Origin of the sequence: Amycolatopsis sp. NPDC004079 (assembly GCF_040610415.1) — a bacterium.
Lineage (GTDB): Bacteria > Actinomycetota > Actinomycetes > Mycobacteriales > Pseudonocardiaceae > Amycolatopsis > Amycolatopsis halotolerans.
Map to the genome: position 1 here is coordinate 97,912 of NZ_JBEXMH010000015.1, position 20,385 is coordinate 118,296.

Here is a 20,385-nt window from a genome sequence, read left to right on the forward strand (position 1 = left end):
CGGTAGCGTCTGCGGCGTCACCGTCGTGTTCACCCCGGGAGTAAGCGCATGGCCTGGTACCTCGTCGAAATCCGCTACGTCCAGGAGAAGCTGGCCGACGTCCGGCCGCGGCACCGGGACTACCTGAAAGAGCACGTCGAGGCAGGCCGGGTCGCCGTCGCGGGTCCGCTCGCCGACAACTCCGGCGGGCTGGTGCTCTGGCAGGCCGAGGACGAGGCGGCGCTGGCCGAGCTGATCGACAACGACCCGTACGCGCTCGAGGGCGTCGTGGCCGAGCGCACTGTTCGCGAGTTCAAGCCGGTGCTCGGCGATTGGGTCCCGGCTCAGGGTTAAAGCTCCAGGACGGCGGGCCCGCGGTCGACGCAGATCCGCACCCGCCCGCCGTCTTCGGCCGCCACCTCGCAGGTGCCGCAGAAGCCCTGTCGGCACGAGTACGGCACGTCCGGCAGCACCTCGCGCACCACGTCGAGCGTGGAGCGGTCGGCGGGCACGTCGAGGGCGTGTCCGCTGCGGCGCAGGACCACGCGGAACGGCTCGCCGTCCACGATCGGCGGCGGCGAGAACCGTTCGAAGTAGACCGAGGCGTTGCCCGTGCGGGCCAGGTCGACGCGGACGCCGGTGATCATCGGCACCGGGCCGCAGCAGTACACCGAAGCGCCGGCGGGCATTTCCTCCAGCAGCTCCGCGCCGGACGCCGGGATGCCGAATTCTTTGTCCGGCCGGATCCGCACCCGCTCGGCCGGGAGCTCGTCGAGGAACGGCATCGACTCCCGGTCGCGGCCGGTGTAAACCAGCCGCCAATCCGCGCCGCTCGCCTCCGCGCGGTGCACCATCGGCAGGATCGGCGTGATCCCGATTCCGCCCGCGATGAAGTGGTACGCGGGCGCGGCGACGAACGGGAAAGCATTGCGCGGACCGCGCACGGTGACGCGAGTTCCGGCAGTGAGCGCGTGCACCTCGGCGGACGCGGAACCGAGGCGCCGCACGGCAATCCGGTAGTGCGACAGGTCCGAAGGCGAGCCGCACAGCGAGTACTGCCGGACTTCCCCTGAAGGCAGCATCAGGTCGATGTGCGCGCCTGGACGCCAAGCGGGTAGCGAAGTTCCGTCCGGACGCACGAGACGCAGGCTCACCACACCGTCGGCCTCGGTGCGCACGGCGTCGACGACCAACGGCAGCCGCCGGTCGACATCCTGCACCGGCGGACGCCGTCGACCGGAAATCTCCGCCAGCCGCCGGTAAGTCGCGGTGACGGCGACCAAAGTGGACATCAGCCGGTCGCGTCTGCCGCTGCCGTCGAGCCGGGGCGGGAACTGCGGTGCGGTCATCGCGGAGCGTCGGCGGCCTTGGCCGCGGGCGAACTCGCCAGGTACGCCACCGCCTGGTCGGTGTTGCCGGTTTCGGTGGGGTGATAGGACTTCCGGAAGTACGGCCGGATCTCGTGCAGCAGTTCGCGCGGTCCCGGCAGCAGCCCCTGGCGGGCGGCGCGCCGGTAAGCCCGCCAGCTGGTGCGGCCGGGGCGCGTCGGGTCGTTCTTCATCAGAAATCGGGTCCCGCGAAGGAAAACCCACGCCAGGACCGGCGTCACCACGAGCATCGAACGCACTCGCCGACCGTAGCGGCCGTCGAGGTGGCAGAACAGGTCGTAGGCCACCGAGCGGTGCTCGACTTCCTCGGCGCCGTGCCAGCGAAGAAGATCCAGCATCGTCTCGTCCGCGCCGGCCGCGTCGAGTTCCTTCGCGTCGAGGATCCACTGGCCGAGAAACGCCGTGTAGTGCTCGATCGCCGCGACCAGCGCGAGCCGTTCGATCAGCCATTCCCGGCTCGATCCGGGCCGGTCGCCGAGCAGCCGCCGGAACATCCACTCCATCTGCGCGATGTACGGCCGCACGGAAACCCCGGCGGACTCCAGGTGTTCGGCCGCGCCGTCGTGCGCCTCGGCGTGCATCGCCTCCTGGCCGATGAAGCCGAGCACGTCCTCCTTGAGCCGCTCGTCGCGGATCAGCGGGACGGCCTGCTTGAACACCTCGACGAACCAGCGTTCGCCTTCGGGCAGCGCGAGATGGAGCACGTTGATGCTGTGCGTGGCCTGCGGCTGCCCGGGAATCCAGTGCATCGGCAGCTTCGACCAATCGAACTCCACGTCCCGGGCGTGGAGCACGATCTGTTCGTGGTCGGCACTCATGACCGGCCGCTCAGTTCGTAGTCGCTCGGCTCGACCCGGCGGGTTTCCAGCCAGTACCGCCAGGTGAAGCCCGGCCAGATCGTCCGGTTGACGCCCTTCGCGTCGAGGTACCAGCTCTTGCAGCCGCCCTGGGTCCACACGCCCTTGACGAGCTTGTCCTGGATCTGTTCCTGGAACTCGTCCTGCACCGACGGCCGCACATCGAGTGCCGCGGCGCCGCGCGAGTCGGCCAGCCGGATCGCGTCGACCACGTAACGGGACTGCGATTCGATCATGAACACCACGGAGTTGTGGCCGAGCGCGGTGTTCGGGCCGAGCAGGAAGAAGAGGTTCGGGAAGCCGGACACGGTGATGCCCTTGTGCGTCTGGATTCCTTCGGTGGACCAGGTTTTCGCGAGGTTGCGGCCGCCGACGCCGGTGATGTCGAGGTACTCCAGCGCGTCGGTCACCTTGAAGCCGGTGCCGTAGACGATCGCGTCGACCTCGTGCTCGACCCCGGCGGTGTCGACGATGCTGTGCGCGCGCACCTCGGCGATACCGTCGGTGACGACGTCGACGTTCGGCCGGTCCAGTGCGGGGAAATAGTCGTTCGACAGCAGGACGCGTTTGCAGCCCATCGTGTAGTCGGGCGTGACTTTCCGGCGCAGCGCGGGGTCTTTGATGCCCTTCGCGATGTGCCTGCGTGCGAGAACCTCGGCGGCCTGCATGAGTTTCGGATGCCCGTTGAACCCGATCGCGCGGGATTCGAGCATCCAGTACAACGCGTTGCGGTACAGCCGCTGCGTGCCCGGAACGCGCTTGAACAACTGCCTGGCCCAGCCCGGCATCGCGTGGTCCGGCTTCGGCATGATCCACGGCGGCGTGCGCTGGAACAGCGTCAGTTCGCCGACCTCGGGCGCGATCTTCGGCACGAACTGCACCGCGCTCGCGCCGGTGCCGACCACCGCGACCCGCTTGCCCGCCAGGTCGAACTCGTGGTTCCACTGCGCCGAATGCCAGGTCTGGCCCTTGAATTTGGCGATCCCCGGCAGTTTCGGGATCTGCGGGATGTGCAGGCCGCCGACGCCGGCGACGAGGAACTGCGCGGAAAACTCGGCGCCGCCCTTGGTCTCGATCGTCCAGCGGCGTTCGCCCTCGTCCCAGTGCGCGCCGGTGATTTCGACCCCGAAGCGGATCCGGTCGCGGAGCCGGTAGGAGTCGGCGACGCCCTTGAGGTAGTCGAAGATCTCCGGCTGCGGCGAGAACGACCGGCTCCAGTCCGGGTTCTGCGCGTAGGAGAACGAGTACATGTGCGACTGCACGTCGCACGCGCAGCCGGGATACGAGTTGTCCCGCCAGGTGCCGCCGACCTCGTCGGCCTTCTCCAGGATCACGTAGTCCCGGATGCCCGCTTTTTCGAGCTGGATCGCCTGGCCGAGCCCGGAAAACCCGGTGCCCACGATCACGACCTTGAACCGCTCGGTCATCTTGTCGGCCTCCGCTGCGCTGGGGGTCTGGCGGCGTTGATGTTACCTCAGGTAACAGTTACTTGAAAGTACTTCCTACTCGTCAGTACCACTCGGCAGCCGATAGACCACCAGCGTCTGCTCCGGTCGCTCGGCCACGTGGAACGCGGCGTGCGACGCGGTGACCACGCCGAGCCTGGGGTGTCGAAAGCGCTTGTGACCTGCGTGGCTGAACTGGATTTCGTAGTGCGGCCACCACTCGCGCACCTCGGGGCTGGCCTCGGTCAGCTCGGCCACGAGACGGGTCACGCGCGGGTGCTCGGGATGCCGTCCGGCGATCGCCCGCAGCCGGGCCAGGATGTTGCGCGCCTCCTGCTCCCAGTCGACCAGGACCTCGCGGGCCGCGGGCTCGGTGAACATCCAGCGGACGACGTTGGCCCCCGGGCCGATGTTCCGGAACAGTTCGGCGGCGGCGTCGTTGTACGCGAGCAGGTCGTAGCAGATGCCGGTGACGTACGCGGGGTTGTCGCCCAGCATCGCCGGGACGCCCGCGACCTCGGGCGCGGCCTCTTCGGGAGCGTCCTCGGACGTCTTTCCGCCGTCGGCGAGGCGGCGCAGGTGCTCCTGTTCGGCGCTGGTCAGCCGCAGTGCGCGGGCCAGGGCGTCGAGCACCTGGTCGGACGGGCGGACGTCGCGGCCCTGCTCGAGATAGGTGAGCCAGGTGGCGCTGATTCCGGCGAGCAGGGCCAGCTCCTCGCGGCGCAGCCCGGGCGTGCGGCGGCGTCCGGTGCTCGGCAGGCCCGCGTCGGCCGGGGCGATCCGCTCGCGGCGGCTGCGCAGGAAAGTGCCCAGTTCGACGCTCACCCTAGGACCTCCAGTACTAGAATAAAGCGATTCTGGATACCAGCTTAACGGCGCGCGAGGCTTGTCGTATGCGAGCTTGGACTGTTGCTTCACAAGACGACGACCTGCGCCTCTCCGAGGTCCCGGAGCCTTCTCTCCAAGGCGGCGGCGTGGTCGTGGAGGTACTCGCCGCGCACCTGCCGGCGTACACAAAGGCGGTGGTGACGGGTGGCCGCGGCGGCCTGTTGACCCCGTTGATCCTTGGCCCCTCGTGCATCGGACGCGTGACCGACGTCGCGCCGGACGTCTTCCATGTCGCGCCCGGCGACGTCGTGCTGGACACGGCGCTGCTCAACGCGGGCGATGGCGACGAGATCCTGGTCGGCTGGGTCGGCCTTGGCGGTTCCGGCGGCACTGCGCGCACGGACCGCATGCGCGAGGTGTGGCGTGACGGGGCCTTCGCGGAGAAAGCGTTGTGCGCCAAGGAAACGATGGTCAAACTGCCCGATGCCGAGAATTACCCGGACCCGGCGCGGCTGGCGTTTTTGCCGTGGCTCTGCGTTGCCGCCGCGGGACTGCGCACGGCAGGTCCGCTGGCCGGGCGGGATGTCGCGGTGATCGGCGCGACCGGTCAGATGGGCGGCGCTGCCGTGATGCTGGCGCTGGCGGAAGGCGCGGCGACGGTGACGGCGGTCGGCCGTAACAAGGTGGCGCTCGACCGGCTGGCCGAGCTCAGCCCGCGTGTCCGCACCCACCAGCTGACCGGCGACCGCACGACGGACGCGACGGCGATCGACCCGGTGGACATCGCCCTCGACACCCTCGGCGCCACGCCCACGGCCGACGCGACGATGGCCGCCTACGACAGCCTGCGCGTACGCGGCACGCTGGTGCTCGTCGGCGGCGTACGCCAGGACCTCACCATTCCGTACAGCGACTTCATGCACCGCAGGCTCACCCTGCGCGGCTCCTGGATGAGCGACGACGAGACGGTGACGAGGGTGTGGAACTTGGTCCGCTCAGGCGTGCTGGACCTCTCCGCGGTCGAGCTGCTGAAGGTGGGCTTTGATGACCCGGAAAGTGCGCTTGACCTGGCAGAACGTACTTCCGGGCTGAGCTTTGTCGCCCTGGTGCCTTAGTAGGTGCCGCCGAGTTTCGAGTGGTCCCAGCTCGCGATCTTCGTCGGACGCAGGATCAGCCCGAGCCGCTTCGGGGCCTGCCGTTCGATGAAGGTCCGCAGCTCGTCGGGCACCGGCGCGCCCGGTTCGGCCCCGGAGTAGCGCATCATCAGCGCGATCCCCATCGCCGTGACCTGGTCGGTGTCCTCGACGAACTCGACGTCCGCCTCGAAGGAAAGCCCGCGCAGCTGGTCGTACGCGTCGCCGCTTTCGATCAGCACGGTCGCCTCGGGCAGCCGTCGCAGGTTCTTCGCCTTCTGCGAGGTGCCATACGTCCACGTCGCGACCCCGCCCTCGTGCGGGTAGTACCAGAGGGCGGTGAGGTGCGGCCTGCCGTTCGGGCCGACCGAGGCCACGTTGATGACCTTCTGCTCGGCCAGGTAGGCCTGCACCTCGTCCGGAGTCATCCGGATCTGGTCGCGACGGGACATGGCGCTCCTAGCTGTGCTTCGTGGCCGCGCGCCCGCCGTGGCCGTTGACCGACGACTCGAACGCGCCGCGCTCCTCGACGTCCTTCAGCGCGGCCCGGTCCGCCGCCGGCACCCGGGTCCGCGCGCCCAGTTCGACGATCGGCGGCAGGAACGAGCGCAGCAGCTTCAGGCCGCCGACCCAGCGTGGCACGTGGATCGTCCTGGCGCGGCGCAGAATCCCGGCCTCCAGGTCGTCGAGCGCGACGTTCAGCGGGTAGGTCTTGCCGAGCAGACCCGGCATGCCGGAACGCAGCTTGCCGAACACGGGGTGCGCGTCCGCGCTTTCGACCAGGTCGGTGCGGATCCAGGTCGGGTGCGCGACGCCGACCTTCACGCCGAGGTGCGCGACCTCCGCGCGGAGGCTGTTGCAGAACGCCTCGACGCCCGCCTTCGCCGCCGCGTAGTTCGCCATGCCGGGCGCGTGCGTGATCGCCGCGAGCGAGGAAATGCCGAGCAGGTAGCCGCGGCGTTCGATCACGTGCGGGAGCGTGACGCGGAACGTGCGCCACACGCCGAGCAGGTCGACCTCGATCACCCGCTCGAACGCGGCACGGTCCACCGAGCGCACGAATCCGGCGGTCGCGATGCCCGCGTTGGCGATGACGATGTCGATGCCGCCGAAGTGCTCGACCACGCCCTCGGTGACGCGCTCGAGGTCGTCCCAGCTGGTCACGTCGGCTTCCCAGGACTTCGCGCTCGGCCCGATCCGCTTGGCGACCGCCTCCTGCTCGGCGGCTTCGAGCCCGACGAGCGCGACCTTGGCTCCGCGCGCGGCGAGCCGCTCGGCCAGGCCGGCTCCGATCCCGCGAGCGGCTCCGGTGATGAGCACGACCTTGCCGTCGACCTGCTTCTGAGCCACGGTGCCCTCCTGAGCCGGTTTTGCCTGTCCGGAGGGCACCGTACAACAACCTACCCGCAGTAAGCTACTGTTCGGTAAGTATCAGTTCGACGCTTCGCCCAAAGCGGTGAGTTCGGCGTCGGTCAGGGTCAGCTCGACCGAAGCGAGCAGGTCAACGAGCTGCTCCGGGGTCCGCGCGCTGGCGATCGGCGCGGCGACGGTCGGCTGCTGGCGGAGCCAAGCGAGCGAGACGCTGGCGACCGAGGCGTTGTGCGCGGCAGCCACCTCGTCCAGTGCGGCGAGCACTCGTTCGCCGCGGGCGTCGAGGTATGCCAGCGCCCGCGGAGCACGCGGCGAGTCGCCCGGCTCGTCCTTCGAGCGGTACTTGCCGGTGAGGAATCCCTTGGCCAGCCCGAAATACGGCAGCGTCACCAGGTTTTCGCGGGCGACGAGCGGGGCCAGCTCCCGCTCGTAGTCGCGCTCGACCAGGTTGTAGTGCGGTTGCAGGGCAACGTATCGAGCGAGGTTGTTCTGGTCCGAAATGGACAGTGCGGAGGCGAGCCGGTCCGGTTCGTAGTTGGACGCCGCGATGTAGCGGACCTTGCCGTCGCGCACGAGCTGGTCGAACGCGACGAGGGTTTCTTCCAGCGGGGTGTCGAGATCGTCCTTGTGCGCGTAGTACAGGTCGATGTGGTCGGTTCGCAGGCGGCGCAACGATTCCTCGACCGACGTGGCGATGTTCTTCGCGGAAAGGCCGGGCCGCTGGTCCCCCATGCCGACCTTGGTGGCGAGGACGATGTCGTCGCGGCGGCCGCGCTTGGCGAACCAGTTGCCGATGATCGTTTCGGAACCGCCACCGCCGCCGTAGGTGTTGGCCGTGTCGAGGAAATTGCCGCCGGCCGCGGTGTACGCGTCGAGAACAGCGAATGACGCGGGTTCGTCCGCGGTGTTGCCGAAGACGTTGCAGCCGAGGTTGAGGCCGTGGATATCCAGTTCCGTGGTGCCGAGCTTGGTCATGCTTTCGAACCTAATCCGGCCGGGCCGGGAGGAAAACCGGGTTCTCGCGCGTTGGGCGGGGCATGGCTATCGAACTGGGCAAGCTAGGCGTTTGGCGGATGTCGACGGCGGTGGACGGCGCGTTCGCCGCCGAGCTGGAGAAACTGGGTTACGGCACGGTCTGGCTCGGCGGTTCCCCCGGCGGTGACCTGGCGATCGTCGACGAACTGCTGGCCGCGACCGAGCGGATCAAGGTCGCCACCGGGATCGTCAACATCTGGGCCGACGAGCCCGGGAGCGTCGCGCGGGCGTTCCGCCGCATCGAGGACAAGTACCCCGGCCGGTTCCTGCTCGGCGTCGGCGCGGGCCACCGAGAGCACACGCAGGAGTACAAGAAGCCGTACGCGGCGCTGGTCGAATACCTGGACGCGCTCGACGCGGCTGGGGTGCCCAAGGAGTCGCGGGCGCTGGCCGCGCTCGGCCCCAAGGTGCTCGAACTCGCCCGCGACCGCACGGCGGCCGCGCACCCGTACCTGACCACTCCGGAACACACCCGGGCCGCGCGGGAGATCCTCGGCGCCGGAGCGCTGCTCGCGCCCGAGCAGAAGGTCGTCTTCGACACCGATCCGGAGCGGGCGCGCGAGACCGGCCGCAAGACCGTGCAGTTCTATCTCGGCCTGTCCAACTACACCGCGAACCTGCGCAAGCACGGCTTCTCCGAGGAGGACATCGCCGGGAAGGGCAGCGACCGCCTGATCGACGCGCTCGCCGTCCACGGGGACGGGAAAGCGCTGGCCAAGGGCCTGCAGGCGCACCTCGACGCGGGGGCCGACCACGTCAGCGTGCAGTCGCTGGACGACGATCCGTTCCCTGCCTACCGGGCAATCGCGGCGGAGCTCCTCTGAATCGCTCCAGTCGGTTTCGTCTCGTGTGAGGTAGGACCGGTCGGCGCGACCGGTCCACCTCGTACGATGCCGCTGTAGAAGCCAGTCGTCTCGAGGAGGAACCGATGCCCATCGCCACCCCCGAGGTGTACGCGGAGATGCTCGACCGGGCGAAGGCGAACGAGTTCGCCTACCCGGCCATCAACGTGACCTCGTCGGAAACCGTGAACGCCGCGATCCGCGGGTTCGCCGAGGCGGAGAGCGACGGGATCATCCAGTTCTCCACCGGCGGCGCGGAGTTCGCGTCCGGGCAGAAGGTGAAGGACATGGTTGTCGGCGCGACCGCGCTGGCCGAGTTCGCTCAGGTGGTCGCGGCGAAGTACGACGTCAACGTCGCGCTGCACACCGACCACTGCCCGAAGGACAAGCTGGACGGCTTCGTCCGCCCGCTGATCGAGATCTCCGCCGAGCGCGTCCGGAACGGCGGGCTGCCGCTGTTCCAGTCCCACATGTGGGACGGTTCGGCCATCGACCTCGACGAGAACCTGGACATCGCGCAGGAACTGCTCGCCAAGGCCGCGGCGGCGAACATCATCCTCGAGGTCGAAATCGGCGTGGTCGGCGGCGAGGAAGACGGCGTCGAAGCGGAGATCAACGAGAAGCTGTACACCGCCGAGGGCGACTTCCTGAAGACGATCGACGCGCTCGGCGCCGGCGAAAAGGGCCGCTACCTGCTGGCCGCGACCTTCGGCAACGTGCACGGCGTGTACAAGCCGGGCAACGTGAAGCTCCGCCCGGACGTCCTCAAGGGCGGTCAGGAAGCGGCCGCGAAGAAGCTCGGCCTGGACGCCGGCTCGAAGCCCTTCGAACTGGTCTTCCACGGCGGCTCGGGCTCCCTCCCGGAGGAAATCCGCGAGGCGGTTTCGTATGGCGTGGTGAAGATGAACGTGGACACCGACACGCAGTACGCGTTCACCCGCCCGATCGCGGACCACTTCTTCAAGAACTACGACGGAGTGCTGAAGATCGACGGCGAGGTCGGGAACAAGAAGGTCTACGACCCGCGCAGCTACCTGAAGGCCGCGGAAGCGGGCATGGCGACCCGGGTGGTCGAGGCTACGCAGGCGCTGGGTTCGGCTGGTCAGAAGCTGGGCTGACGGGGTTTTTCTGGTGGGGAGGCCGTCTCGATCTTTGATCGGGGCGGCCTTCCTGTTTCTCGCATCGACGTAGAGCAACTGCCCCATAAATGCGCCCTTCTGACGCAGAAACCGGATGGCACCTGTCCCCCCTGGTCAGCTGACGGCTTTATCGCTGGCTATGAGGTCCTCGGGAGTGGGTCTGGCCGCTGCGGACCTGGCTGGCAGGAGTGGAAGCTCGCTGACAGATCCGAGCTTTGGGATATTCTCGTCGAGTCTCGGCTCTAGGATATTCTTGACCGTGATCAGCCGTACTTCGAAGCGGTCTGACCAGTGCGCACGCGTAATCTCTATTATCCGATATTCGACGCAGGGGTTAGTCATCTGGCGTGGTCGGTCAAATCGAACGGGCTAGGACTTCGCGTCACTTATTGACGCAGGTAAGGATAGTCAACTTGCCGAGTCTTCACCAATTTGTTCAAGCAGTTCGGTCACTTCGGGCGGTGTCGAGAACGGATCGCGCAGCCGATGTGCCGGATCACCGGGAATGGCTCCATTGCCTCAGGTCAGCTCGGATCGGCGGGTAATTCCAAGCGATACACGGGGTCGGTGGTCAGTCGCCATTTCTCGCGAAGCGCAAGAACGGCTACATCGACGCTGTCGAAGTCCGCACTCGCTCGCAGGGCGTTAAGCTGTCGCCAGTTCAACGCTCCTTCCGATAACGCGCTCTTCAGTAGAGTGAAGACGTCTGTGGCCACGTCACGCTGCATGAACTGCCGCAACGTCCGCGTCCCGTCCGTACCCACGAATCCCCACCCGCGTCGGGCACAGCATTTGCGGGCGGCTTCGGTCTTCGCCTGGTTGATCCAGCTGGCCATGTCGGGCAACCCTTTGACCTCTACCAGCACACATCGTCCGTCATCGAGCCACACCAGCAGGTCCGGATAGTACGTGCGCTCCACACCGTCAAGCACGTAGTCGATGGTCAGCGGCTGCTCACAGAACCACTCGACCTGCGTGGCGTAGCTCAGCGTGCGGACCACATGCATCTCGGTGTCCGACTCGCACGCGACCTCGCGGCCAAGCTTGGGTGATTCCCACACGATAGAGCGTTTCGGATTCACCTCTCGACGTGGTGTGAGGGCCAACCGGTCGGGCGCGGGGCTCACCGGCACCGCAGGCCACTCGACATCGCGCCCAGCGTTTTGTGGCTCGTGCGACGAAACCGGCTTCCTTGGCCTGTGCGGCGAGCTTCTCTCGCGCCGTGGCGAGCGCACCACCCACCTCGGACGGCAAGGTGCCGAGGTCTCGCTGGAGATGGACGCCGGCCAGTACCGCGATCAGTTCGCCGACCATGCGAAGTTCGGCTCCGGGGAACACCACCGTGGAGATCGTGAACAGGCATTCCGCGAGCCCCGTTCCAGCTGCCGCGGACTCGGCGACCAGACGTGCGAAAGCGTCGTGGATGTGATCGCTTTTTCGTCTAGCCCGTCCTCGCAAGCGTTGCAAAGTCTTACGCTGCAGGTGGGATATCGTCGACGAGGTCACGCCACGCTGGTCGCCGATCGTCTGCTGAGTCTGAGGTTCCTCTCCTCGCAAGCCCAGCCTGCGGGCGACGACGTCGGAGTGGCTCGCCGAGGCGATCTCGCCGACTGCGGTCGCGACGAGCTCCCGGATGCCGAGGATGCAATCCTGGTCTCGAGCTTCGACACCCGCCCAGCTGACATCCGACAAAGCCAATCCCCCCAACCTATCCGGAACCCACCGCTCTTTTATTCCCATAATATCCAGGGTTTTCCAAGGAGCGGGCTCCGAGATCGTACCGGACAGCGTTAATCTACAGCTTGATATCGACGTTTGGACAAGGAGATGTTGACCACTGATGCGATTGCTGTTCCCTGAGCGGGATAGGCGACACGGAGAAAGACTCGAACTGCATGATGACACCTGGTTCGATCCGGAGCATGGTGGCGATTTGACGCTGGTCGTCCCGCACGTTGACCGGAAGGGCGGCGTAAGCAGCAGAGATCCTTGACTGCACCGTTGTCAGCTGTCCGATCGCCATAGCGAGGAGACGGAACTGCCCAAATACGGTCGTCCAACGGCAAGGTCTGCGAACCGGTATGAACAACCAGACCGATGGTGAATCGGCTCCCCAGCTTGTCTCGCAGCAACGCTTCGCTCACTCCACGTCGCCTGCTTGAGAACCTCCGTGATGACAAAGGTCTCGAGCAGCGAGCCTGCCGCAGTACCGTCTGCCGTCGGAGCGAAGGTCTGCTCGCCAAGACTGCAGAGGTCGGCCGCGACCAGTGTCCACGACAACGACCTTCGGTCGTTGCTTCGCCCGGTTGGTGATGTTGTAGACCACGCGGGGCAGCAAGGTCACCAGGTGAAGGACTTCGAGCAGCGTGACGTAGTTCGACGCGGTCTCATGGCCGACTTCTGCGTCGCCCGCGACGCCAGAGACGACAAGCTCCTGACCCGTCCGAGCGGCAAGGCGCCGCAACAGCCGACGCAGTTTCGCCTCCAGCCGGACCTCAGCGATAGGACGGAGTGCCCCTCCGTGCAACGACGTCGTGAACATATGATTCGAACCAGTTTCTATGCTGCCTCCCGGAAAGGCCCTCGGTGACGATCTCGGGAGAATCGCCCTCCAGCAGCGTCTGTATCAAGTCTGCACGGGGGAACGCTTCGGTCTTTCTCGACCAGCTCGCAGGCTCGAACAGCAGGTCCGGAAAGGTCTCTCGCCCGCCGAGCGTCCCCGACAGGCCCCGGTCTGCGAGGTAGTTGGTCGACCCGGTCAGCAGCAACTGTCCCCGGGTGCGATCTTGATCAGCAGCCTGCTTCACCGCGAGGAGGAATCCTCGTCCCGCTCGCTGGAACTCGTCGATTGCCGCCGGTCGCGGCAAGACCTCGACGAACCCGACCGGGTCATCGGACGCCCGGGCCAGCACGGCCTCGTCGTCAAAGCTGAATCACGCGTGACCTGGCAAGTCGAGCAGGTCTCGCACCAGCGTGGTCTTCCCTGTCTGTGTCGCCCCGCCCAGCAGGACGACGCAGAACGAGGAAAGCAACTCAGTCACCCTGGGCGCTGCGTTGCGCTGAACGCAGGCTCATCACGACAGTCTGACCGCCAAAACGCGAACCTCTAACCGACAAAACGCGCCAGTGCAATCGTGCAGAACGCGAGGTGCCTGTCGTGGTGACCGGTGTCCGCTGCCTGAGCACCTACCAATCCGTTACCGAGAGCACCGCCGGGAAATCGTCGGAGAAGTCGTCCGTCCGGTGCTTGGGCAGCTCGATCACGATCCCGTCCGCCGTGCGGGTCCATGACAACGGCCGGGAATTCCCTCCCCGCAGCCGGATTCGCGACCGGTCACTGATCGGGACATCCGCCGGCACGAGAAGCCGCGCGTCGGGCCAATGCAGTGGGATCAGGTGGAACGCGCCGCGCGTGCGGGTGTAGCAGAGGTCGCCGTCCATTGCTCTAATCCACGGCGTTGAATCGTAGATCGCGCGGCCGTTGAGGCGTAGCCAGCGGCCCATGTCCAGCAGGCGCGAACTCATCCAGTCCGGGATCGTGCCGTCCTCGCGGGGGCCGATGTTGAGCAGCAGGTTTCCGTTCTTGCTCACCACTTCGGCGAGCAGGCGGATCAGCTGGACGGAGGATTTGATCTTCGCCGGATCCTCGTTTTCGTTGTAACCCCAGGACTTTCCGATGTTCAGGCAGGCTTCCCACGGATCCGGGCGCAGGACGTACTTCTTGTTATCCCCTTCCACAGTAGTGAAATCCGCGTGTGAAGCCTCGAAGCGGTCGTTCGCCAGGACGCTCTTCGGGTGCGGGCGGTCGGCGGCGTGCCGGTAGTAGTAGGACAGGATTTCGTCGCTGCGCCAGTCCCACGTCTTCGGCCGGAAGATCGGGCCGCCGCCGAAATCGTGGTAGCCCTGGCCGTCTGCCCATAGTAGGTCGGGGTCGTAGTGGTCGATCAGGGTTTTCAGGTGGGCGTGTTCGTATTGGGTTACGTAGTCGGTGACTGGGCGGTAGCCGGTGTAGGCAATTTCCCTGCCGGTGTAAGGGTTTTTCGGCGGGGTGCCGAGTGCGGGGTTGTAGAACTCGCCCAGGGAGTAGTAGAGACCGCGTTTGAGGTGGGAGTGGGCGGCTGCGGAGAAGAGTTCGCCGACTAGGTCGCGGCCTGGGCCTAGGCGGACGGAATTGCGGTCGGAAGCGGTGTTGCGGAACAGTTGGAAACCGTCGTGGTGTTTGGAAGTCAGGACGAAGTACCGGGCTCCGGCTTGTTCGAACAGGCGCACCCAGGCGTGCGGGTTGTAGCGGCGGGCGGTGAAGCGCGGGATGAACTGGTCGTACGCGAAGTCCGCGCCGTGGGTTTTCAGGTGGTGGTCACGGGTTCCGGTGCCGCGTGCGGGATCCGTGACGTTCATGGCGTACAGGTACCACTCCGCGGCGTGTTTGGCGTCGCCCCAAGCCGCGGCTGAGTAAGCGCCCCAGTGGATGAAGATGCCGAATTTGGCGGAGGGGTACCACGGGGTGGCGCCGAGGGTGGCGTGCGCCGGTGTCGCGGTGAGTCCGAGCAGTCCGGCGGCTCCGGCCGCGGCGAGCACACTGCGGCGGCTGATTCCTGCCTGGTCCATGACGCATCCACTCCCGTTGCGGCGGCGGTCATCGGATGTATCGGTCTTTCAGAGGTACCAGCTCGTCGAGTGACCGGCAAGCATCCTGTCTGATCGAGACAGCTGTTCACAAGCATGAACGCGACGGTTGGCCGATTGACTCGACGGAAAAGCCTTCTTATGGTCGTGTGAATACATCAGATCTATTGGGGGTGGCCGTAATGGGAGAGACCAGTCGGCGGACGGCGTTGCGCGGCGGGGTCGCCCTCACGGCTCTCGCGGCCACCACCGGGACAGCCTTCGCGAAACCTGCCGGGCGACGGTTGCCGTTCCTGCTCGACATGGTCCAGAACAACCCCGGCGAGCCGCTGTTTTCCAGTCGCTTCAACGATCCCGCGACGTTGAAGAGCTACGGCTACGACGGTCAGGTGATCAACGAATTCACCCCGCCGCAGACCGCGATCACCTTCGACACGTTCGACAAGCGCATTTTCCCCGCGGACTCACCGGGACGCGCTTGGGTTGAAGCGACGGCGAAGAAGGTCGACGCACACATCGCGCGGGCGCACGCGGCGGGTATCGCGGCGTATTTCTTCACCGACATCATCGTACTGCCGAAACGGCTGGTCGAGCTGTACGGCGATCAAATCCTCGACAGTCAAGGCAGGATCAGCTTCGACCGTCCGCTCACCCAGCAAATCCACCGCCTGATGCTGCGTGAGATCTGCACCCGCTTCCCCGAGTTAGACGGAATTGTCGTGAGAACCGGCGAGACTTACGTGCAGAACGTGCCGTTCCACACCGGAAACAACCCGATCACCAACGGCGCCACAAGCCATCTGACGCTGCTCGGCATCCTGCGCGACGAGATGTGCCTGCGCGGCAAGCGAGTCTTCTACCGCACCTGGTCCACCGGCAGCGACAAGCTCACCAGCGACCCGGACTTCTACCGGCAGGTGACCGACCAGGTCGAAACGCACGAAAACCTGGTCTTCTCGATCAAACACACCGCGAAAGACTTCTGGCGGACCATCCCGTTCAACCGTACCATCGGCGTCGGCAAACATCGGCAGATCATTGAAGTGGAATGCCAGCGCGAGTACGAGGGCAAGGGTGCGTTCCCGAATTACGTGATTGACGGCGTGGTCAACGGGTTCGAAGAATTCCGTACGCAGCCGCGCACTGGCCCGATCGGGCTGGCCGAGGTAGCCGACAATCCGATCATCGCTGGAATTTGGACCTGGTCCCGCGGCGGCGGTTGGCGCGGTCCGTATCTCCACAACGAACTGTGGTGCGACCTCAACACCTGGGTGATTGCCCGCTGGACCCGCGACACCGGTCTCGGCGAGGAGGGCGCGTTCGATGAATACGCGAGGAGGCGGCTCGGCTTGCGCGGCGATCAAGTCCGCCGTTTCCGCCGCCTCGCACTGCTCTCGGCCGCCGCCGTGCTGCGCGGGCATTACAGTGTGGTGCACCCGATGGGCAGGCTGATGTGGACCCGCGACCAGTTCCTCGGCGGCTCCGACAAAGACCTGACCAGCGATTATGACGCAATAATCGCAAAAGGCCGGGTCGGGCCGGTGCTCGCCGAGAAGGCCGAAGCGGCCCGGATGTGGGACGAAATCGTCGCGCTGTCCGACACGATCCCGCTGTGCAACCACGCCGATCGGACGTACCTGCGAGTGTCCGCGCGCTACGGCCGATCCTGGCACCGCGTCGTGCACCATGGCTGGGAAGTGATGTTGCGCGGTTACGCCGGTGGGTACGACAAAGCCGTCCTGCGCTATCACCTGGCGCGCTACGACGCGGAATGGCAAGGCTGGCAACGACTTGCCAAGGCCGAACCATCCTGCGCGACGCTGTATCAGCCGTACAGTTTCGGCCCGAAGGGGCCGGACGGGCTGTACAACGCCGACCCGAATCACGGCATCAAACCGGCCACCGACTATTACCGCCGCCTGCTGTCCAGTTAGGACGGTACGACGCCCCACCACAGAAAGTCCCGCGCCCGCGTAGCAGCCACGAGCCGTTGCCGGCTGAGCAACTCGCGCTGTTCCTCTTGCTCCGCAGGGTCTTCCGGCGAAGGATGCGGCAACTGGACGACCAGCACCGCCCGAAAGTCGAGCCCCTTCGCGCGGTGCACGGTCCCGACATGCAGCCGATCCTCGGCCTCCCCGACGTAACGTTCGAGCGCACGCGTAGGGATCCCGGCGGATTCGAGGAAACGCCGACACAACTCGGCATCCGCATTGCTGAAGGTGATCAGCGCCGTCTCGCCGTGCGGAATGGTCAGTTCGCGAACGGCGGCGGTCAGCGCGCCCGGAAGCTCGGCCTGCGTACCGGTCCATGACCGCACAACACCGCCGTCGTTGACCGAATCCGCGTCGCGCAGCGCGACCCCCGCCGCTCCGTCCAAATCGTCCACCGCGTTGATCCGCCGGGCGAAGTCGAGAATGCCCGCGCGGTTGCGGTAGTTGACTCGGAGCACCTCGCCGCGGCCCTGGATCGGAATCCCCGCGTCGGACAGCCGCCAACCGCCCGGATAAACCTGCTGCTGTCCGTCGCCGACGAGCAGCAGCTGATTCGGCCCGTCACCGGCGATCGTGCGCAACAGCCGCAGGCCAGTCAGCGTCATGTCCTGCGCCTCGTCAACCACGACAGACGCATACGGCTCTTCGAGCGGCTGCCGTTCGAGTTCGGCGCTCGCCCGGGACAACAGGTCATGGAAGTCGGACAACCCGTTCGCGGCCAAATTTTCCGAGTACGTCTCGTACAGCTCCCAGACCTTCGAACGCTGCCCGCGATCGAGCCGGAGCCCCCGCCGGGCTCGGTGAATGGACTGGTACTTCTCCAGCGTCGCGATGCCCTGGCCCTTGATGATGCGCTGGACCTCGGTCTCCCAGTAGTCGTAGTTCGGCCCCAGCCGCTCAAGGGGTTCCCGGTGCTGTGTCCAAGCGCGTGCGAAGGCGTCCTTGGTGAGCCGCGGATTGGTGTTCAACTGGATACCGCGCCCGGCGAGGAACGCCCGCGCCCACGCGTGCAGGCTGACGAACTGCGCCCGGTCTGCCAGCTCCGGGGCCAGCCGCCGGAACGTGGTCTCGTTGACCGGCGGCAGGGTGCGCACGAACGTCGTGAACAGCAGCGGACCGGTGCTCCGGCGGCCGACGTGCCGCATCCGGTGCAGCGCGACCACCGTCTTCCCGGTCCCGGCGGGACCGCTGATCCGCGCCGGGCCGGAGTAATTGCGCGACGCGAGCGCGGCCTGGTCGGGATGCAGGAACGTCATCCACGTTTCGAAGGGTCGCTCTACCGCGGCGAGCAGCTGGTCGTCCGCGACGCTCTCCGCCGACAACAGCTCGAACGACCCGGCCTCCTTCTCCGGAGCCGCGACCTTCAGCCACTCGTAGCCACGCAACCGCGCAGCGAGCCCGGAAGCGATCCTGGCAGCTTGCCGAGCGGTCAGATGCACCGTGTCGCGCCGGAAAAGCTGGTCCAGTTTGGCCGCGGGCAACGACCAGAACGGCCCGGCGGAACCCGCGCCGCCGATCGCGACCAGGGTCACCGCGCTCCGGGCGATGCGCTGCCCGCCCGGGCCGGGCAGCCCGGCGAACCGTTCTTCCGCGTACCGGGCCACCGCCCGCATCGTCGCTTCGTCCGGCGGCGGATCGGTGACAACAACTGCGAACACCCCGGCGCGCCCGATCAGGAACGCATCGGCGGTCCCCGGTTCCCCGGTGCGCACCGCCAGGTGCCAGCCTTCGGCGGTCCGCTCCAGCAACCCGGCCAACGTGTTGCGCCGCAAGGGATCCCGGAACCGCTCCGCGATCAGCTTGGTGGCCTGCAGCTGGACGTGGCGCCGGGCGTGCGCGCTGAGTCCCACCTCCGCGCTACGCCGCGACCGAGCGTCGCGAAGCCCACCACTCCTTCGCCGGGCCAGCCCCAGCCCACAGCGCGAACAACGCCGCCACCGCGACCAAAGCCGTCCAATACGCGACCGGCGGCGCCGACTCCGTCTGCGAGTCCCCGAGCAGCCAAGGTCGCAACTGCGACTGCACCCAGAACGCCCCGTACCCGAGCACGGTCACCAGAACCGCTCCTGCCAGCGCGGGTCGCGGCAGCAGGAAGGCCAGATCCACCGCGAGCCCGACAGCCAGCAGATAGAACGGAACCGTCGACACCGGGAAGCCCAGCGCCAGCAGCAGCGGCCACATCACGCACCGGTACGCCACATACGCGCCGGCCACGGTCAGCCCGGCCCAGCGCTTTCCGACGGTCTTGCGCGCCAGCACCAGGATCAGCGCCGAAACCCCGATCCCCCACAGCGGATACACCCACTCCGGGATCGGCATCGTGAAGTGCAGCACCGCGGCCCGGTCGACCGGGTGGCCGATCTGGTTGGCGGCGAAGGAAAGCAGCGTCGGCTCCGCCTCGGGCGTGCCGCGTTCCCAGGCGCGCAGGCCGAGGATGCCGTACTCCTGCTGTCCGTTCGGGAAGAAGGTGTTCTCCAGGAAGAACGTCCACAGCGCGAGCAGCACCCCGGTGCGGAAGCGGCCCGGCGGGGCCAGCCGCAGCCAGCCGAGCAGGACGCCCGCCTGCATGATGCCGGTGCCGAGGTACAGCATCATGTGCGACGGGCTCCACGCGGTCAGGTCGAGGCCGTTCACGCGGTGGTTGATCACGTCGAGCGGCGCGGCGACCAGGAACACGATCAGCCCGGCCTGCATGAGCCGCAGCGAGCGCCGGTCGCAGCCGAGGCCGGTGTAGCTGTGGATCGCCACCAGCACGATGATGATCACCGTGCCGACGGTGTTGATCAGGTGCGGCGGGGCGAGGTCGTCGCGCAGCCACTTGAAGTGCCACGACATGTCCCACGACGACCCGACCAGCTTGAACGCGAACGCGGTCAGCCACATGCCGTAACAGAACCGCAGCACCCACGCCGGAGTCGGCTGTCCCGGAGCGCCGCGGTGCCAGTGCGTCGCGAAGAAAAGCCTGGTCTTGCCCACTGGTCCGCGCGGGACCGCGGGGCCGGCGACGTCTTCAACCGCCTTCGTCATAGGCGCCATCATTCCCTGCCGCAAGAGGACGCGACGGGAGAAGGGGCAAAAATCGGGGTTCACCCCTACGGGTGGCGGACTTGCCCCCGCCCGGCCCGGCACGGCAGGGTGTCGGCCCATGATGCCGAAACGAGCCGTCGCCGCCGTGCTGATCGCAGCCCTCGTGCTGGCCGGCGGAGGCGTGCTGACCAGCCTGTTCCTCTGACCGAGGGCATCGTGGGCACAATGGCGGCATGACGCACAACCTGCTGGGCCCCGAGCCCACGCTGCTGCCCGAGCACACCGACGCGCAGGCCGCGCTCGACTCCGGGACGGACCCGTCCGCCGTGGCCGCCGAACACCCCGACTACAGCGAGGCCTGGGCCACGCTCGCCGAGCGCGCGCTCGCCGACGGCGAGACCGTCGCCGCGTACGCCTACGCCCGCACCGGCTACCACCGCGGCCTCGACCAGCTGCGCCGCGCCGGCTGGAAGGGCTTCGGCCCGGTGCCGTGGGCGCACCGGCCGAACCAGGGTTTCCTGCGCGCGCTCGCCGTACTCGGCCTGGCTGCGGAGCGCATCGGCGAGTCCGAGGAGTACGAGCGGTGCAAGACGTTCCTCGCCGACTCCGACCCGGCCGCGGCCGAGGCGACCGGTCTGAAGTGACGCGGGCCGCCGGTCGCGCCCCGGAAAACCCGGGCGTGACCGGCCCGTTGCCCACCTTCGGGTGACAGCTAGAGGTGTTC

General features: G+C 67.2%; 18 protein-coding genes and 1 pseudogene. 6 read left to right on the forward strand and 13 right to left on the reverse strand.

Annotation, left to right across the window (positions count from 1 at the left end; genetic code table 11):
* Positions 1 to 48: 48 nt before the first annotated feature.
* Entirely contained in the window at positions 49 to 333 is a 285-nt protein-coding gene (locus tag ABZX37_RS18160) for a YciI family protein (RefSeq protein WP_354740793.1), read from the forward strand.
* On the opposite strand, the gene ABZX37_RS18165 is transcribed toward ABZX37_RS18160, so the two are convergent.
* The 4 genes from ABZX37_RS18165 to ABZX37_RS18180 form a co-directional block, all read right to left on the reverse strand.
* Positions 330 to 1,328: a PDR/VanB family oxidoreductase gene (locus tag ABZX37_RS18165; protein WP_354740795.1), complete on the reverse strand. Its 999-nt coding sequence runs from the start codon at positions 1,326 to 1,328 to the stop codon at positions 330 to 332. The genes ABZX37_RS18160 and ABZX37_RS18165 overlap by 4 nt on opposite strands.
* The gene (locus tag ABZX37_RS18170; protein ID WP_354740796.1) at positions 1,325 to 2,185 is read right to left on the reverse strand and encodes a metal-dependent hydrolase; all 861 of its coding nucleotides are present in this window, start codon (positions 2,183 to 2,185) and stop codon (positions 1,325 to 1,327) included. Before ABZX37_RS18170 ends, ABZX37_RS18165 begins: the two co-directional genes overlap by 4 nt.
* Positions 2,182 to 3,651, reverse strand: coding sequence for an NAD(P)/FAD-dependent oxidoreductase (locus ABZX37_RS18175; protein ID WP_354740798.1), 1,470 nt, complete (start codon positions 3,649 to 3,651; stop codon positions 2,182 to 2,184). The genes ABZX37_RS18170 and ABZX37_RS18175 overlap by 4 nt, the downstream gene beginning before the upstream one ends.
* Positions 3,652 to 3,726: 75 nt before the next feature.
* Positions 3,727 to 4,494 (reverse strand): helix-turn-helix transcriptional regulator, encoded by a 768-nt coding sequence (locus ABZX37_RS18180; RefSeq protein WP_354740800.1) that lies wholly within the window; start codon positions 4,492 to 4,494, stop codon positions 3,727 to 3,729.
* A gap of 68 nt (positions 4,495 to 4,562) precedes the next feature.
* Here ABZX37_RS18180 and ABZX37_RS18185 point away from each other — a divergent pair, with 68 nt between their 5' ends.
* Positions 4,563 to 5,612 carry a zinc-binding dehydrogenase gene (locus ABZX37_RS18185; protein ID WP_354740802.1) on the forward strand — a complete coding sequence of 350 codons (1,050 nt, stop codon included), beginning with the start codon at positions 4,563 to 4,565 and terminating at the stop codon, positions 5,610 to 5,612.
* Here the strand turns inward: ABZX37_RS18185 and ABZX37_RS18190 are convergent.
* From ABZX37_RS18190 to ABZX37_RS18200, 3 genes are all read right to left on the reverse strand, one after another.
* The gene (locus tag ABZX37_RS18190) at positions 5,609 to 6,082 is read right to left on the reverse strand and encodes a pyridoxamine 5'-phosphate oxidase family protein (RefSeq protein ID WP_354740804.1); all 474 of its coding nucleotides are present in this window, start codon (positions 6,080 to 6,082) and stop codon (positions 5,609 to 5,611) included. The two genes, ABZX37_RS18185 and ABZX37_RS18190, sit on opposite strands and share 4 nt — an antisense overlap.
* A gap of 7 nt (positions 6,083 to 6,089) precedes the next feature.
* On the reverse strand, positions 6,090 to 6,980 hold the full coding sequence (locus tag ABZX37_RS18195) for an SDR family oxidoreductase (RefSeq protein ID WP_354740806.1): 891 nt from the start codon (positions 6,978 to 6,980) through the stop codon (positions 6,090 to 6,092).
* An 81-nt stretch (positions 6,981 to 7,061) separates the two neighbouring features.
* On the reverse strand, positions 7,062 to 7,976 hold the full coding sequence (locus ABZX37_RS18200; protein WP_354740808.1) for an aldo/keto reductase: 915 nt from the start codon (positions 7,974 to 7,976) through the stop codon (positions 7,062 to 7,064).
* Between the two features lie 62 nt (positions 7,977 to 8,038).
* Between ABZX37_RS18200 and ABZX37_RS18205 the strand changes: the two genes are divergently transcribed.
* Both ABZX37_RS18205 and fbaA read left to right on the forward strand, forming a co-directional pair.
* The gene (locus ABZX37_RS18205) at positions 8,039 to 8,860 is read left to right on the forward strand and encodes an LLM class F420-dependent oxidoreductase (RefSeq protein ID WP_354740810.1); all 822 of its coding nucleotides are present in this window, start codon (positions 8,039 to 8,041) and stop codon (positions 8,858 to 8,860) included.
* Between the two features lie 104 nt (positions 8,861 to 8,964).
* Positions 8,965 to 9,996 carry a class II fructose-bisphosphate aldolase gene (gene fbaA, locus ABZX37_RS18210; RefSeq protein ID WP_354740812.1) on the forward strand — a complete coding sequence of 344 codons (1,032 nt, stop codon included), beginning with the start codon at positions 8,965 to 8,967 and terminating at the stop codon, positions 9,994 to 9,996.
* Positions 9,997 to 10,541: 545 nt separating this feature from the next.
* Here fbaA and ABZX37_RS18215 read toward each other — a convergent pair.
* The 4 genes and pseudogenes from ABZX37_RS18215 to ABZX37_RS18230 form a co-directional block, all read right to left on the reverse strand.
* A complete protein-coding gene (locus ABZX37_RS18215) occupies positions 10,542 to 11,099 on the reverse strand; it encodes a TnsA endonuclease N-terminal domain-containing protein (protein WP_354740813.1) in 558 nt (185 codons plus the stop codon).
* Positions 11,100 to 11,481: 382 nt separating this feature from the next.
* Positions 11,482 to 11,757 (reverse strand): annotated as a pseudogene (locus tag ABZX37_RS18220) (hypothetical protein); the annotation flags it as partial.
* Positions 11,758 to 12,512: 755 nt separating this feature from the next.
* Positions 12,513 to 12,929 (reverse strand): hypothetical protein, encoded by a 417-nt coding sequence (locus ABZX37_RS18225; protein WP_354740815.1) that lies wholly within the window; start codon positions 12,927 to 12,929, stop codon positions 12,513 to 12,515.
* Between the two features lie 274 nt (positions 12,930 to 13,203).
* Positions 13,204 to 14,625 (reverse strand): alpha-L-fucosidase, encoded by a 1,422-nt coding sequence (locus ABZX37_RS18230; RefSeq protein WP_354740817.1) that lies wholly within the window; start codon positions 14,623 to 14,625, stop codon positions 13,204 to 13,206.
* Positions 14,626 to 14,825: 200 nt separating this feature from the next.
* On the opposite strand from ABZX37_RS18230, the gene ABZX37_RS18235 reads away from it, so the two are divergent.
* Complete coding sequence (locus ABZX37_RS18235) at positions 14,826 to 16,577, forward strand: hypothetical protein (protein WP_354740818.1); 1,752 nt, start codon at positions 14,826 to 14,828, stop codon at positions 16,575 to 16,577.
* Here the strand turns inward: ABZX37_RS18235 and ABZX37_RS18240 are convergent.
* Entirely contained in the window at positions 16,574 to 18,484 is a 1,911-nt protein-coding gene (locus ABZX37_RS18240) for a UvrD-helicase domain-containing protein (RefSeq protein WP_354740819.1), read from the reverse strand. The two genes, ABZX37_RS18235 and ABZX37_RS18240, sit on opposite strands and share 4 nt — an antisense overlap.
* A gap of 7 nt (positions 18,485 to 18,491) precedes the next feature.
* Positions 18,492 to 19,661 carry a hypothetical protein gene (locus ABZX37_RS18245; protein WP_354740821.1) on the reverse strand — a complete coding sequence of 390 codons (1,170 nt, stop codon included), beginning with the start codon at positions 19,659 to 19,661 and terminating at the stop codon, positions 18,492 to 18,494.
* Between the two features lie 233 nt (positions 19,662 to 19,894).
* Here ABZX37_RS18245 and ABZX37_RS18250 point away from each other — a divergent pair, with 233 nt between their 5' ends.
* Complete coding sequence (locus tag ABZX37_RS18250) at positions 19,895 to 20,305, forward strand: DUF3151 domain-containing protein (RefSeq protein ID WP_354740823.1); 411 nt, start codon at positions 19,895 to 19,897, stop codon at positions 20,303 to 20,305.
* Positions 20,306 to 20,385 lie beyond the last annotated feature (80 nt).

Coding starts and splice junctions, on each gene's coding strand:
- ABZX37_RS18245 (WP_354740821.1), bottom strand. CDS start 19,661: ATGACGAAGGCGGTTGAAGACGTCGCCGGCCCCGCGGTCCCGCGCGGA.
- ABZX37_RS18190 (WP_354740804.1), bottom strand. CDS start 6,082: ATGTCCCGTCGCGACCAGATCCGGATGACTCCGGACGAGGTGCAGGCC.
- fbaA (WP_354740812.1), top strand. CDS start 8,965: ATGCCCATCGCCACCCCCGAGGTGTACGCGGAGATGCTCGACCGGGCG.
- ABZX37_RS18205 (WP_354740810.1), top strand. CDS start 8,039: ATGGCTATCGAACTGGGCAAGCTAGGCGTTTGGCGGATGTCGACGGCG.
- ABZX37_RS18200 (WP_354740808.1), bottom strand. CDS start 7,976: ATGACCAAGCTCGGCACCACGGAACTGGATATCCACGGCCTCAACCTC.
- ABZX37_RS18165 (WP_354740795.1), bottom strand. CDS start 1,328: ATGACCGCACCGCAGTTCCCGCCCCGGCTCGACGGCAGCGGCAGACGC.
- ABZX37_RS18230 (WP_354740817.1), bottom strand. CDS start 14,625: ATGGACCAGGCAGGAATCAGCCGCCGCAGTGTGCTCGCCGCGGCCGGA.
- ABZX37_RS18175 (WP_354740798.1), bottom strand. CDS start 3,651: ATGACCGAGCGGTTCAAGGTCGTGATCGTGGGCACCGGGTTTTCCGGG.
- ABZX37_RS18185 (WP_354740802.1), top strand. CDS start 4,563: ATGCGAGCTTGGACTGTTGCTTCACAAGACGACGACCTGCGCCTCTCC.
- ABZX37_RS18170 (WP_354740796.1), bottom strand. CDS start 2,185: ATGAGTGCCGACCACGAACAGATCGTGCTCCACGCCCGGGACGTGGAG.
- ABZX37_RS18160 (WP_354740793.1), top strand. CDS start 49: ATGGCCTGGTACCTCGTCGAAATCCGCTACGTCCAGGAGAAGCTGGCC.
- ABZX37_RS18250 (WP_354740823.1), top strand. CDS start 19,895: ATGACGCACAACCTGCTGGGCCCCGAGCCCACGCTGCTGCCCGAGCAC.
- ABZX37_RS18235 (WP_354740818.1), top strand. CDS start 14,826: ATGGGAGAGACCAGTCGGCGGACGGCGTTGCGCGGCGGGGTCGCCCTC.